This window comes from Exiguobacterium sp. 9-2, assembly GCF_036287235.1.
Lineage (GTDB): Bacteria > Bacillota > Bacilli > Exiguobacteriales > Exiguobacteriaceae > Exiguobacterium_A.
Map to the genome: position 1 here is coordinate 2,859,579 of NZ_CP142850.1, position 13,278 is coordinate 2,872,856.

General features: G+C 46.6%; 13 protein-coding genes. 10 read left to right on the forward strand and 3 right to left on the reverse strand.

Annotated elements, in window-relative coordinates; all coding sequences use genetic code 11:
* Positions 1–158 precede the first annotated feature (158 nt).
* Both VJ374_RS14970 and VJ374_RS14975 read left to right on the forward strand, forming a co-directional pair.
* On the forward strand, positions 159–686 hold the full coding sequence (locus VJ374_RS14970; protein ID WP_023469644.1) for a type III secretion system chaperone family protein: 528 nt from the start codon (positions 159–161) through the stop codon (positions 684–686).
* Positions 687–837: 151 nt separating this feature from the next.
* On the forward strand, positions 838–2,013 hold the full coding sequence (locus tag VJ374_RS14975; protein ID WP_329469442.1) for a hypothetical protein: 1,176 nt from the start codon (positions 838–840) through the stop codon (positions 2,011–2,013).
* A gap of 193 nt (positions 2,014–2,206) precedes the next feature.
* Here VJ374_RS14975 and VJ374_RS14980 read toward each other — a convergent pair whose 3' ends face one another.
* The gene (locus VJ374_RS14980; RefSeq protein ID WP_329469444.1) at positions 2,207–2,773 is read right to left on the reverse strand and encodes a GNAT family N-acetyltransferase; all 567 of its coding nucleotides are present in this window, start codon (positions 2,771–2,773) and stop codon (positions 2,207–2,209) included.
* A 101-nt stretch (positions 2,774–2,874) separates the two neighbouring features.
* Positions 2,875–3,492: a YitT family protein gene (locus VJ374_RS14985; protein WP_311246954.1), complete on the reverse strand. Its 618-nt coding sequence runs from the start codon at positions 3,490–3,492 to the stop codon at positions 2,875–2,877.
* A gap of 411 nt (positions 3,493–3,903) precedes the next feature.
* Here VJ374_RS14985 and VJ374_RS14990 point away from each other — a divergent pair, with 411 nt between their 5' ends.
* Positions 3,904–5,253 (forward strand): FAD-dependent oxidoreductase, encoded by a 1,350-nt coding sequence (locus VJ374_RS14990; RefSeq protein ID WP_214856639.1) that lies wholly within the window; start codon positions 3,904–3,906, stop codon positions 5,251–5,253.
* A gap of 153 nt (positions 5,254–5,406) precedes the next feature.
* On the opposite strand, the gene VJ374_RS14995 is transcribed toward VJ374_RS14990, so the two are convergent.
* Complete coding sequence (locus VJ374_RS14995) at positions 5,407–5,880, reverse strand: VOC family protein (protein ID WP_035412154.1); 474 nt, start codon at positions 5,878–5,880, stop codon at positions 5,407–5,409.
* Between the two features lie 131 nt (positions 5,881–6,011).
* Here VJ374_RS14995 and VJ374_RS15000 point away from each other — a divergent pair, with 131 nt between their 5' ends.
* From VJ374_RS15000 to VJ374_RS15030, 7 genes are all read left to right on the forward strand, one after another.
* The gene (locus VJ374_RS15000; RefSeq protein WP_329469452.1) at positions 6,012–6,896 is read left to right on the forward strand and encodes an SDR family oxidoreductase; all 885 of its coding nucleotides are present in this window, start codon (positions 6,012–6,014) and stop codon (positions 6,894–6,896) included.
* A 122-nt stretch (positions 6,897–7,018) separates the two neighbouring features.
* Positions 7,019–7,570, forward strand: coding sequence for a maltose acetyltransferase domain-containing protein (locus VJ374_RS15005; protein ID WP_035412148.1), 552 nt, complete (start codon positions 7,019–7,021; stop codon positions 7,568–7,570).
* Between the two features lie 98 nt (positions 7,571–7,668).
* Positions 7,669–8,553 (forward strand): hypothetical protein, encoded by an 885-nt coding sequence (locus VJ374_RS15010; protein ID WP_329469453.1) that lies wholly within the window; start codon positions 7,669–7,671, stop codon positions 8,551–8,553.
* Between the two features lie 19 nt (positions 8,554–8,572).
* Positions 8,573–9,256 carry a response regulator transcription factor gene (locus tag VJ374_RS15015; protein ID WP_329469455.1) on the forward strand — a complete coding sequence of 228 codons (684 nt, stop codon included), beginning with the start codon at positions 8,573–8,575 and terminating at the stop codon, positions 9,254–9,256.
* Entirely contained in the window at positions 9,253–10,524 is a 1,272-nt protein-coding gene (locus VJ374_RS15020) for a HAMP domain-containing sensor histidine kinase (protein ID WP_329469457.1), read from the forward strand. Before VJ374_RS15015 ends, VJ374_RS15020 begins: the two co-directional genes overlap by 4 nt.
* 67 nt (positions 10,525–10,591) lie before the next feature.
* A complete protein-coding gene (locus VJ374_RS15025; RefSeq protein WP_035412136.1) occupies positions 10,592–11,671 on the forward strand; it encodes a site-2 protease family protein in 1,080 nt (359 codons plus the stop codon).
* A gap of 150 nt (positions 11,672–11,821) precedes the next feature.
* Positions 11,822–13,210 carry an MATE family efflux transporter gene (locus tag VJ374_RS15030; protein WP_290753444.1) on the forward strand — a complete coding sequence of 463 codons (1,389 nt, stop codon included), beginning with the start codon at positions 11,822–11,824 and terminating at the stop codon, positions 13,208–13,210.
* Positions 13,211–13,278: the final 68 nt, after the last annotated feature.

Here is a 13,278-nt window from a genome sequence, read left to right on the forward strand (position 1 = left end):
CCTGTTAGGTATGTATTTTCAAGTCAGTTGCTTGCGGCTTCACAGATATGACATATCCCATTCGTTTTGTATTTTCTTCCTATCTGAACGGACATTAGTTGCATTTCCTTCTGAAATGCTTGAAACTAAATCTATAGTATATAAAGGGGGATTTTGCAATGGACCAGGAACGTAACTCGAACGAATCAAACGAGAACAATAAAGTGACACCGATTCACCAAGATCGTCAACCCGAAACAAACGAACAAGGAATCGCGCCACAACAGCAACAACACTTAGAAGCTTTCCAAGCTTTCCTCGTTGAAAAAGGCATTCCAATGGAAGCACGTGAGAATGAGACACACGTCTTCTTCATGACACAAGAAAAAACACCTGCAGGAGCAGAACCGATGATGATGATCGTCTTCAGTAAGACGACGACAGATGTCGAATTGTTCGCTCGTACGGTGACACACGTACCAGATGGTGTCGAGGATCTTCCGATTCTTAATGCCATTAACGATTTCAACCAAGAGTTCAAATACTTCCGCGTCGTTCTCGATAGCGACCGTGATGTCACGATCGCATCGACAATTGATCTGGATCACGGCTTCAATCCAGCAGCGATCTTCGGACATTCTGTCATGATGTTCCAAGCATCGGACGAAGTCTATACGTATTTGACAAAACTGTATGAACAGTTCTGATTTTTGATTTTGGACGGCTTTGGATTCTTATTCCAAAGCCGTTTTTTATTTAAAGTTCAATTAAAAATATGAATTATTCTCCTTACGTTCAGATTTCTGAAAACAACTACATGATAGAAACTTCTTATCACTTTTGTAGGAGGTCACGATTATGAAAAAGCGCATAAAAGTAGCTTCGATCTTTATGTTAGCTGGCATCTTAGCTGCCTGCGGTTCGAACGCAACCGATACGACTGTACCGAAAGAAGAGCAGTCGACAGAAACGAAATCAGCGGATGCTGGAATCGCTGCAACGACATTGATAGATGAATTGACGATCTACAGCTCGATCAAAGCAGAACTCGACAAAGCGAAAGACGGACAAGCAATGGATTGGAAGATGGTCAAGACGAGTTATGAGGCAAAACTAAAAGGTGGTGTCAAAACGGTAGCACCAGAAATCGACCAAGTCATTCAATCCGCTTTAGTAGATGTTGAAGCGAAGAATCTCGATCAGAACATCGCACGTCAACTCGTCGATAAAGGTCTACAATCCTATTTCTATCAATTACAAAAGGCAACTCAAGCAAAAGCTGAAGAAGCACTCGTTGCGGGTAAACCGGAAGCTGCAACAGAAGCACTCAAAGATGTCGAAGCAATGGCCAGGACCACTTTCATCCCGACAGCGAAAAAGTGCGACGTAAGCTACGATTTCAAAAATGAAGACGCGATTGCTCAAGCAATTATTTCCGGTCTATCTGCCCAGCAAGAAGCCATTGATACTAAAAAAATCGGTGACTTCAATGTCGCGAAACAAGTGACGGATAAATCGATTTATCGTTCGTTCTACTTGGCTGCACTCGATTATGCTCAAAAAATCGAGGATGGTGTCAAAAGCGGGACGGACGAAAAAGAATTACAGGTAGGGCAAGCAGAAGGATATGCTTCCTTCCTTGCAGTTGAAAAATCTTTAGCGGATGGCGAGGAAGAGGCTGTCAAAATACTAAAAGAACGTTATGACTTCTCGAAGACAAAGCCAGCTGACGTTTCTTACAAAGAAATCGAAGGATTATTCGCACAAGCGTTGACGGAAAAAGTCGACGAATCTCATGAAGAAACACAAGAAGCAATCGAGAAGAAAGACATCGATACAGCGCGGGCAAAAGCAATGGAAGCTAACCTATTCATCGTTGCGATGAAACCCACGCTTGAAAACCGTCTCGGTAAAGAAAAAGTAGCGCAAATCACTAAAGATGCGAACGAATGGTTCGCGCTCGTTGAAAAAGGTGACATCACGGCCAAAATGATAGGTGAACGGATTACGGACGCACTCAAACCATTTAACTAAGCAAAAATGTTATGAAAACGGAGTGCTAAGGTGAACCTCTTCATGTCTACACCAAGCTTCCGCTTTACGAGTGATGCCCGATACGAATCAGAAGACGCGCAAGCGATTTGTATCAACTAACGATGCCATGATGGCATGACTATAAAAACCATGTCGATTCCCGAATGACACTGTGGAGATCGACATGGTTTTTTCATTGCTGTATATCGTAACGACGTTCCATATAATCAAAGGTACCGCCACTAATTTCAATCGTCCGGACCGGTTTAAAGCCAAGGCGGCGATACAGTCGTTGCGCTCCAACGTTCGTTTGATCAGCGTTTAACGTAAACGCTTGTAGTCCCTGTTTCTCGCCTACTTCCGCTGCTGCCTGCAACAGTTCCGTACCAATTCCTTTTCCACCATGACGCGCATCCACTGATAAGGTATCCAGGTAATAGACCGGTCCTTCCGTCTCGACGTCGATCTGGACGTCTTGACCTGTCCACTGTTTCAAATGTTCTTTAATTGGTTCGTCGAGTTGTTTCGCCTCTGTTCCGGCATAAGCGATCACGATGCCCGCTACTTCGTCCTTGATGATTTTCACGAGGATGTTCTCATGACTGAGCCGGTTTCCGGTTTGGGAAACGAAATAAGCGAGCCTTTCTAGAACCTCTTCTTTTTCTGTCGTTCCCGTCAATGTCTCAGCAATCTCATGAATCGCTTGCTCAATCAACGGGGCAATCTGTTGTGCTTCAGAAGCATGTGCTTGTCGAATCATCTAATCGTTCTCCTTTGAACTTATTTTCTAATTAATGAACCTGAAAAATCGGACTCGACGATGTCGAATCCGATACATGATTTTTTTAGATATTCTCCGTTTTACTGCGTCACTCTTTTTACGACAGGTGCCGGTACGATGATAGGCTCCCGTGTCATGACAGCAACGACACGACCGGCGATCGCTACGGCCAGTAATGTGTATAACGTCAAGCTAAGTGGCAGATAAACAAGTGAAATCACTAACACGATGGCGTCGAGTCCGAACAAAATCGTTCCGATCGATAGACCTGTCAGTTTGCTGAGTCCCATCGACAGTAGATCGTCTCCACCTGTTGCCGCTCCACTTTTCAAAACAAGTCCGAGACCATATCCGGTCACGATTCCGCTAGCGATCGCTGCGATGAGTGTCGCTGGCCAAGCCTGTTCTGGAAAGTGGAACAAATCGAGTCGGTGCCACATTTCATAAAAGAGTGATAACGCACCTGCTGATAGTAATGCTTCACTGACGAAACGCTTGCCTTTGAAGTACAAGGCACCGATGAAAAATGGAATATCGAGCACGATCATCGAGATCGAAGGATTGATATCAAAAAAGTATCGACCAAGCAACGATAATCCGATAAAGCCGCCTTCTGCTAATCCGAACTGTTCATTCAATGTGTAGTAACCGAACGCCATGATCAGCGTTCCGGTTAAGATGGTTGCGATTCGTTTCATGTTTTATTGTCCTCTCCCATTTACATCGTGGGAGAGGTTTTATACGTCCCGTTTGGGTATTCATCTATTTTCGCTCTCCCTGATTTTTATAAGCCATTACCGTCTTGTTCGTCTTGACCGGTACTGCTAAAAATCAGGTAAGCTGAATAGATGATTGGTCCTCTCGGTATCCATCGGTTTCCACCCCTTCATTAAAAATCTATTTTCATTATAACCCGAATTTCAGTAACTAAAACAGTTTTACGCATTCTTCATACAATCCAAACACTTTTGCTCACTCATTCACAATTTAGACAAGATTATGCTCAATGTTGAACAAACTACTTGAAAGTGAAATTGCGAAGGATTACACTAAGTATATCAAATGAATGTGATTTACATCACAAACAAAACACAAAGGAGACTTTACCCATGAAAGTAGCAGTCATCGGATGTACACACGCAGGAACAGCAGCAGTCAAAGAACTCGCTTCACAACAAGATGTCGAGATCACCGTTTATGAGCGGAATGACAATGTATCGTTTCTCTCTTGTGGGATCGCACTTCACGTCGGTGGTGTCGTCAAGCACGCGGAATCGCTATTTTACTCGTCACCAAGTGAACTTGCTGAGCTCGGAGCCGAGATGCGTCTGAAACATGATGTACTTGAAATCGATAGTGAACGTCAAACGATCGTTGCGAAAAACCTCATGACTGGTGAAGTCGTTCACGATACGTACGATAAACTCATCATGACGACTGGATCTTGGCCGATCATTCCAATGCTTCCGGGTATTGAGTTGAATCAGATCGAGCTCTGTAAAAACTATCACCACGCTCAAACAATCATCGAAAAAGCATCAGATGCAGAGCGGATCACGGTCGTTGGTGCAGGCTATATCGGTGCTGAACTCGTCGAAGCGTTTGAAGCCTACGGAAAAGATGTTACGTTCATCGACAGTGCAGATCGCATTCTCAACAAATACCTCGACCGCTCGTTCACTGACGTCATTGAACGCGAATTAACAGATCGCGGCATTCGTCTTGAACTTGGACAAACCGTCCAAAGCTTCAAAGGAGAAAACGGTGCTGTCACACACGTCGTTACAGATAAAGGCACATTTGAAACGGATCTCGTCATTCTCTGTGTCGGTTTCCGCCCAAGCACGGAACTCTTAAAAGGACAAGTCGATATGTTACCGAACGGTGCCATCATCGTTGACGATTATATGCGGACGAGCAACCCGAACATTTTTGCTGCTGGTGACAGCTGTGCCGTCTATTACAACCCAGCTCGGACACATGCCTATATTCCACTCGCAACGAATGCTGTCCGGATGGGTACGCTCATCGGAAAAAACTTACTCGCGCCAAAGATTCGTTACCAAGGAACACAAGGCACATCTGGTCTTCGCTTATATGATTTGAACATCGCGTCGACTGGTTTGACAGAAGAAGCGGCACCCTTGTTCGGACTTGAAGTGAGCAGCACGACAGTTACAGATGCGTATCGTCCAGAGTTCATGCCAACAGCAGAAGACGTCCAATTGAAGCTCGTCTTCGAGACGGCAACACATCGTGTCGTCGGTGCACAAATCATCTCAAAAGTTGATTTGACACAGGCAATGAACACACTTTCTGTCGCGATTCAAAATGACATGACACTTGAAGAGCTCGCTTTCGTCGATTTCTTCTTCCAACCGCACTACAACAAACCGTGGAACTTACTAAACCAAGCAGCTCTACAAGCAATGAGCGAGCGCCAATCAGCTCGTGTCTAAATTTATTGCAAGATAGATTAAGTGCAATTTTTCTCTATTATGAGGAGAAAGATTGCACTTTTTGTTCATTTCGAACCGTTTTCTATAAAAGAACACGTCATGCAGTTTGCGATTTGAATGCGTAATCAATGACTGAACGTTACAGTCACCTCTTCATTTTTCCGTTTCAATCTGATAAAGATGCTGCCAGTCCTGATACGACATCGTTCCGTTCATCGTCTCCATATCAAAGCGTAACGGTGCGATCAATTCGAGTGAATTACCATCTGGATCCTCGAAGTAGATTGCTGCGTGCGCATGTGGATGATTATCGAGAACGAGCGGTTGATTTGCTCCTGCTACACCGAAGGCTGATCGAACTTCAATCCCTCTCTCCTTTAACCAGTCCTGTGCTTTGTCGATATTTTCATGCTCCATCCGAAACGCAACATGGCGAATCGACGGATGATACGGTAACTCAGCTTGACCTGCTTTCCATAGCCCCAACCAACTCTTACCGTGCTCGATCCAAAAGAAAGCGACGCGTTCATTTCGGAACGCACATTCAAGACCTAACTCTTCGTAAAAGACAATCGATCGTTCGAGCTCTTTGACCGGTAAATGGGCTTCATAAAGTCCAGCAATCATCTTCTTCACACTCCTCTTTTTCGAGTGTAAACCATCAATTTCCAAATTTACTACCATCAAAAACGTTTAATCCGACTTGTTGAGGGAACATACAACCTATACCAAAACCAACTTTCAGGAGGAATGTTTACATGGCTGCATCGAAAAATCCGTTAACACAATACTTCAATGACGATTTCCCAAAACAATATCAGGACGCTCCAGCGGTTCAAGCAAAAATGGAACCTGTTCCCGATTGTGGAGAAGAAAGTTATAAAGGTTCTGGCAAATTGATCGGCAAAAAAGCACTGATTACGGGTGGCGACTCCGGCATCGGCCGAGCAGCAGCAATCGCCTACGCACGTGAAGGGGCTGATATCGTCCTTAACTACTTACCGGAAGAACAACAGGATGCTGAAGAGGTCAAAGCACTCGTTGAAGCAGCGGGACAAGAAGCATATCTCTTACCTGGTGATTTAAGTGATGAAGCGTTCTGTGGACAACTCGTCAAAGAAGCACACGAATCACTCGGTGGACTCGACATTTTGGCACTTGTCGCGGGTAAACAACAAGCTGTCGAAAACATTCTCGACCTTTCGACGGAGCAATTACGCAAGACATACGAAATCAACGTCTTCTCCCTCTTCTGGGTCGTCAAGGCAGCCTTGCCACTCTTAAAGGAAGGCGCTTCGATTATCACGACGACATCTGTCCAAGGATATAATCCAAGCGCGAATCTCTTAGATTACGCTTCGACGAAGTTTGCCATCAACGGTTTCACGCGTGGACTCGCTAAACAAGTCGCGCCAAAAGGAATCCGTGTCAACTCCGTCGCACCTGGTCCGATTTGGACACCGCTTCAAATCTCGGGTGGTCAGCCAAGCGAGAACATTCCAGAGTTCGGGCAGGAAACACCACTGAAACGAAGTGGTCAACCGGTCGAACTGTCTGATGTCTATGTCTTCCTTGCTTCAGACGCTGCAAGCTATGTCACAGCGCAAATCTATGGTGTCACAGGTGGAATCGAGTTAGCATAAGGATCGAATCTCGACAGGGTAGCTTCGGCTATCCTGTTTTCGCGTGTCTTAACGGGATATCAGTTGCATCACCCGGTGCCATTTAGTCTAATGAAAGTAATAACGATGAAGGAGTGAATCAGATGACTGAAAAAGAAAAGATGATTAAAGGGGAACTCTATTTAGCACAAGATCCAGAACTTGTGGCCGACCGCATCCGGGCACAATCGCTCTGTTATGAGTTTAATCAATTGAGTGTCCATGATCGTGCCAAGCGAAAGATGCTTTTGCAACAATTATTTCAGACGGAGCAAGCCGACTTTTACATCGAACCGACCTTTAAATGTGATTATGGCTACAACATTACGTTAGGGGCTCGTTTTTATGCCAACTATGACTGTGTCTTGCTCGATATTTGTCCGATTACGATCGGCGACAACTGCATGCTTGCTCCAGGAGTACATATCTATACCGCGACCCACCCACTCGATCCTGTCGAGCGCAATAGCGGTTATGAATTAGGAAAACCGGTCGTCATCGGGAACAATGTCTGGATCGGTGGACGCGCGGTCATCAATCCCGGTGTGACGATCGGAGATAATGCAGTTATTGCCTCAGGTAGTGTCGTCGTCAAGGATGTACCGGCAAACAGCGTCGTTGGTGGAAATCCAGCTCGGATCATCAAGACGATCTAATTCTCATCAAATTCTAATCTGTTCCTCAGTTTCCTTTCACGTGGTCTGGTTATTCTATGTATAAGAACAACAGCCACTACTTAAAGGAGGACATCATCATGACTGAAAAACGAACAGATAAAGGAAATAAACGCTTCAAAAAAGGAATCGCTACACTTGCCGTAACGGGTACAGTCTTAACAGGAGCCGGTGCGTTCCTACTCCTCACAGGCCCAGGACACTCTCTCGTCAACTCGACGGTCACCACTTCACAGCAGGCAGAGCAAAAAGTCGAAGCTGCTTCGCGCCAAGTCGAACAAAAGCTTCCTGCTTCCATGCGTGACGATCAAGAAATCGAAGGCACATTGCAGAAACTATCGGATCGTTCGATGACGATCGACGTTAACGGTGACGCTCAGACGTATGACTTTGCATCGTCAGTCGAACGCGAAGACGTGCAAGAAGGCGATTGGGTTAAAATCGATTTGAATGCGAATCAGCAAATCACGGAACTTGAGCGAGAAGATCAAGATGATCGCAATGACCGAGAGGACGATGGCAATCGTTCAAATGATTCATCGAACGATGCGAATGAACGGTACGGCATCCTTCGTGCCCTATCACAAAGTGAATTGACACTCGAACAAGAGGGACAAGAGACGATCTACGCAATGGCGGATCGTGCGGAACGTGACGCTGCGAAATCTGGGGATATCGTAAAAATCGAATTGAATGCAGACGGTCAAGTCCGTGAGCTTGATCGGGAAGATGACGACGAAAATCGTAATGATACACGCGATGAAGACCGTAACGATGCACGGGAGCAAGAAGTCCGCGGTACACTCTCTAAAATAACGAATCAAGAGATCATCATTGAACAGAATGGTGCGCAAAAATCGTACTCTCGTGCATCAAACATGGAACAAGATGATGACGTCCGAGTTGGTGGTTCCGTCAAACTTGAGTTGAACGCGTCAGACGAAGTGACAGAAATCGATGAATGATCATTAAAGGAGGATGTTTATGCCAACCACCATCTTAATCGTTGAGGACGATGCGAAAATCGCACGCCTCCTTGAACTCGAACTCCAATATGCCGGGTACGCGACACGTGTCGCCTCCAACGGAAAAGATGGTCTCGCTGCCGCTGAGCATTCGGTTGATCTCGTCTTACTCGACGTGATGATGCCGGAGCTGAGCGGCTTCGAAGTGTTGCGCAGGCTCCGTGGAAAAGGTATTCACGTCCCCGTCATTATGCTAACAGCACGCGGAGAAGTCTACGATAAAGTCGCGGGACTCGATCTTGGTGCGAATGATTATGTGACGAAACCGTTCGAGATGGAGGAACTCCTTGCCCGGATCCGAGCGTTATTACGCACTCCGACTTCAACTAGTAACGCATCGCGCACGTTACAGTTCGCCGATCTTGTACTCAATCTTGATCGACATGAAGCATTTCGCAATGAAGGGCGACTCGATTTGACACCGCGTGAGTTCGAACTTCTGACATATTTACTAGAAAACAAGGAACATGTCCTGACACGCGAACAAATCCTAAATCGCGTCTGGGGGTACGATTACTTCGGTGAGACGAACATCGTCGACGTCTACATCCGTTATCTTCGCAAAAAAGTCGATGCCCATCCTCCAGCTTTGATTCAGACCGTTCGTGGGGTTGGTTATGTGCTACGGGAGGCGATCCCATGAAGCTTCGAACAAAGCTTGCTTTATCCGTCACCGCCTTTACGACACTCTTGCTATTCCTTTCGTTCATCGTCGTGACACTCGTCGTCCAAAATCATTTAATTGAATCGCGTTATACCCAACTGGAACAGGCAGAGGAATTGATGGAAGATGATTCATCGGTCCGGACATTGCTGACGCTTCATGAGGATGCTGTCGTCTTATCGAACGAAAATGGACGCTGGGTCATCTCAAACGATGAAGATGGCGACGACTCGTCTACTGTTAACGGAGACGTACAAGCAAATGACCTCCCCGGTATCCCACGCTCGAAGGAACCTTTTAAGTCTGGCGATTGGTTCGGCATCGTCTATCAGGATCAAGCCTATCTGTTCGAAGATGAGAGCGTCGATGATACAGTCTCGACACTCGTTTTGACCTTCACCATCGTGTTGGTCGTTGGAATCCTGATCGCGTTCATCAGTAGCTTCTGGATTGCTTATCAGACGCTCCGCCCGCTCAGGCAACTAAATGATACGATGCAACGAATCTCCTCTTCTGGAACGCTTGAGACCGTGCAGACCAAACGTGATGATGAGATCGGTCGCCTCGGTCGCGTCTTCAATCAGATGATTGGTCGTGTCGATCAGACGATGGAACAACAACGGCAGTTCGTCGCGGATGTCTCGCATGAAATGAAGACACCCTTGACCGTCATTGAGGGATACACTCAATTATTGAAACGCTGGGGCAAAACGAAGCCCGACGTACTCGATGAATCGATCGAACACATCTTGCAGGAGACACATGCGATGCGGACGACCTTGATTGAGCCTATGCTCGAATTGTCTCGTCTCGGTTACGAGGAAACATCTGTCGAAGTAATTGACTTAGCAGAGCTTGGAAGCGAACTCGCTGATCGGATGTATCACGCAACAGGGACGATCATTCCTGTTGATGCCTCCGGAACGATTCGGGCAAATCGCGAAGCGGTGTTACGTATCTTGACGATCTATATCGATAATGTCCTGAAGTATGCTACTTCACCAAAATTGCACCTGCGCAAAGAACGTCTGGCTGTCCTTGATCGGGGAACGTCTCTAACGGACGAAGAACGCGCTCGGTTATTCGACCGGTTTTACCGACTCGATGCAGCACGCGATCGTTCAGGAAGTGGACTCGGATTGTCGATTGCTGCTGCACTTGCGACGACACATCATTTTAAGGTCGGTAGTGAAGCGCGTCAGCCAGATGGAAGCTGCTTCTATTTAATCCCCGAGCAGTCTGAATGAAACTTTTTCTACAATTGTGTCGTACACTTAAGGAAGAACGTCACATGATGAAAGAAGGAATTTCACGATGGCTAAAAAACGTTGGGGTGGACTTGCTGTTGCCGGCGCCTTTCTCTTGACGAAAGGAAAGGTCATCCTTGCCTTATTGAAATTTTCAAAGTTCGGAGGCACTCTGATTTCGTTCGGAATCTCTCTTCTCTTTTACGCTCAAATATTCGGTGTTTGGTTCGGGGTCGGATTGCTCTATCTCCTATTCATTCATGAGATGGGACATCTACTCGCCGCTAAACGACTCGGTTTTAAGACCGGTCCTGCCATTTTCGTTCCGTTCATGGGAGCCGTCATCGGCATCAAGGATACATTTCGAACGCCAAAACAAGAAGCGATTCTCGCGTACGGTGGACCACTGGCTGGTCTCGTATCCCTGATTCCGCTTGCGATCGGATATGCTGTGACGGGAAATGACTTCTGGCTCGTCATCTTCCACCTCGGGGCTCTATTGAATCTCTTCAACCTACTTCCCGTCAGTCCGCTTGACGGCGGACGGATTCTTGCGGGACTTCCGATCATCGTCTGGGTCGCGGGACTTGCTGCCTTGATTGCCTACGGTATCACCCACTTTAGTCTGATTTTGCTCTTGATTGCCTTTTTAGGCGGTAGTGCCGTTTGGAAAAGGTATAAGTTCGCGAAACAATATGAGGCGAACCGGTCGACCTTAATGTTGTACCGTGCCGCACGTGAACGCGTTTTACGGGCAAAGGCAGAGCAAGAACGTGCAGACGCTGAAGTCGCACTTGCTCCAGAACTAGAAGGTGAGGAAGAACAAACAATCGAGAGTACCTACGATCCGATCGCTTGGTCACTTCGTCTCGATTTACAAGACTTGCGACAAGCGAGTCCGGAAGAGGCACGTCAGGAAGCAGACGATCTGTTACGGTATCAATATGATGCCGCCAACGATTACGATGCCTTATTGCGACGGATCGATCAGCGGATTGAACCACTTCGTCTTGCTGAAGAGTCTGTTCAGTATCATCAGATGCCGAAAAAACAACAAACGATCACGCTCCTCGCTTATTTGGCGCTCGGTGCTATTTTATTCATTGCTTTCGAATATTCGAAAGGTTACCTGCCTACACCATCTTAAATCGAGATCCATCGGATGCGCTTCATGGCGCATCCTTTTTTCATAGAACGAACACATTGACTAGAGTGATTTCTTGCATCTCGTTAAAGAAGCGACTACTCTGAGTAAAACCCTACTTACCACTTGTCTAAAATAGGAGGTCCTCCTTCCATGAATAAAAACACTGCCCGTTTGGGTGAAGCACCTGTCAATCAGCTTTTACTTAGTCTCTCTTTACCAGCGATGGTCGGGATGCTCGTCACGGCACTCTACAATATCGTCGATACGATTTTCGTCGCTCAAGGAATCGGTACGGCTGCCGTGGCCGCCGTCGGAATCGCTTTCCCCGTCCAGCTCGTATTAATGGCAATCGCCAACTCGATCGGGATCGGTGGTGCTGCAATTGCGTCACAACGACTCGGTCAAAAACAAACAGATGGTGCCAGTCGTGCTTATGCCAACGTCTTGATGGCTGTTTTCTTCATCAGTATGCTCGCTATCATCAGTGCTTTCATCTTCGTCGAACCGTTGCTACGTCTCTTTGGAGCGACGGATGAGATCATGCCGTACAGTATCGCTTTCTTACGCGTCCTCTTGATCGGATCTCCTTTCTTCATGTTGACGATGGCGTCGAGTGCGATGCTCCGCGCAGAAGGACGCGCGAACTATCAGATGCGCGTCATGCTGACGACGGTTGCGATCAATATCGTCCTGACACCGCTGTTCATCTTTGGTCTTGATTGGGGCATCCAAGGTGCTGCACTCGGGACAGTCGTTGCGCAAATCGTTGGTGCTGTACTTGTTTTTCGATTCTTCTTTACGAAACGCCGACAAACTGGCTTGACGCTCAATCGGAGTGCTTTTAAACCTGATTTCCGATTAACGTTCCGGATGATGCAAATTGGATCATCGTCGTTCATCATGCAAGTCTCTCAATCCGTTCTATTCATCACCGTCAATCATATGCTCGTCCGGTACGGGGGTACGACAGAACTGGCAACGTTTGCAGTCATCAATAAGTTCATGGCGCTCGTCGGTATGCCGATCATGGGGATCGTGCAAGGGATGCAACCGATCGTCGGGTATAATTTCGGATCCCGGCAGTTTAGCCGGATGTCGCTTGCCATCAAGTTGGCAATCCGCTACGGCTTATCGTTATCGATCAGCTTGTGGTTACTCATTCAACTGTTCCCTCGTTTTTGGGTCGGCTTGTTCACAGAAGAGGCGACACTTCTACAGGAAGGCTCGAGTGCGATGCGTATCTTATTCGCCTTATCGTTCGTCTACGGAATTCAAATGATTGTCAACGGAATGTACCAATCGCTTGCAAAAGCAAAAGTCGCTTTATTCTTGTCCTTGTCACGCCAAACGTTATACACGATTCCACTCGTCTTGATATTGCCAGTGTTCTTCGGTGTCAATGGTGTCTGGTTCGCTTTTCCGATCGCTGATGCAATGGCTGTTTTGACGGCCCTTGTTTTCGCCTATAAAGATCGCGTTCTGTTATTTAAACCGGAAGAGTACGTCGCAGAGGAACAAAAAGTCGCTACCGCGAAGTGAATGGAATGGATCTAAGATCGTCTGCTTTGCAGATGGTCTTTTTTGATGGACTTCCAGAATACGAACAT

Excerpts from the sequence above, each read along its gene's own strand:
- VJ374_RS14975 (WP_329469442.1), top strand. The coding sequence starts at position 838 with ATGAAAAAGCGCATAAAAGTAGCTTCGATCTTTATGTTAGCTGGCATC.
- VJ374_RS14995 (WP_035412154.1), bottom strand. The coding sequence starts at position 5,880 with ATGATTGCTGGACTTTATGAAGCCCATTTACCGGTCAAAGAGCTCGAA.
- VJ374_RS14970 (WP_023469644.1), top strand. The coding sequence starts at position 159 with ATGGACCAGGAACGTAACTCGAACGAATCAAACGAGAACAATAAAGTG.
- VJ374_RS15030 (WP_290753444.1), top strand. The coding sequence starts at position 11,822 with ATGAATAAAAACACTGCCCGTTTGGGTGAAGCACCTGTCAATCAGCTT.
- VJ374_RS14980 (WP_329469444.1), bottom strand. The coding sequence starts at position 2,773 with ATGATTCGACAAGCACATGCTTCTGAAGCACAACAGATTGCCCCGTTG.
- VJ374_RS15005 (WP_035412148.1), top strand. The coding sequence starts at position 7,019 with ATGACTGAAAAAGAAAAGATGATTAAAGGGGAACTCTATTTAGCACAA.
- VJ374_RS15020 (WP_329469457.1), top strand. The coding sequence starts at position 9,253 with ATGAAGCTTCGAACAAAGCTTGCTTTATCCGTCACCGCCTTTACGACA.
- VJ374_RS14990 (WP_214856639.1), top strand. The coding sequence starts at position 3,904 with ATGAAAGTAGCAGTCATCGGATGTACACACGCAGGAACAGCAGCAGTC.
- VJ374_RS15025 (WP_035412136.1), top strand. The coding sequence starts at position 10,592 with ATGGCTAAAAAACGTTGGGGTGGACTTGCTGTTGCCGGCGCCTTTCTC.
- VJ374_RS15010 (WP_329469453.1), top strand. The coding sequence starts at position 7,669 with ATGACTGAAAAACGAACAGATAAAGGAAATAAACGCTTCAAAAAAGGA.
- VJ374_RS15015 (WP_329469455.1), top strand. The coding sequence starts at position 8,573 with ATGCCAACCACCATCTTAATCGTTGAGGACGATGCGAAAATCGCACGC.
- VJ374_RS15000 (WP_329469452.1), top strand. The coding sequence starts at position 6,012 with ATGGCTGCATCGAAAAATCCGTTAACACAATACTTCAATGACGATTTC.
- VJ374_RS14985 (WP_311246954.1), bottom strand. The coding sequence starts at position 3,492 with ATGAAACGAATCGCAACCATCTTAACCGGAACGCTGATCATGGCGTTC.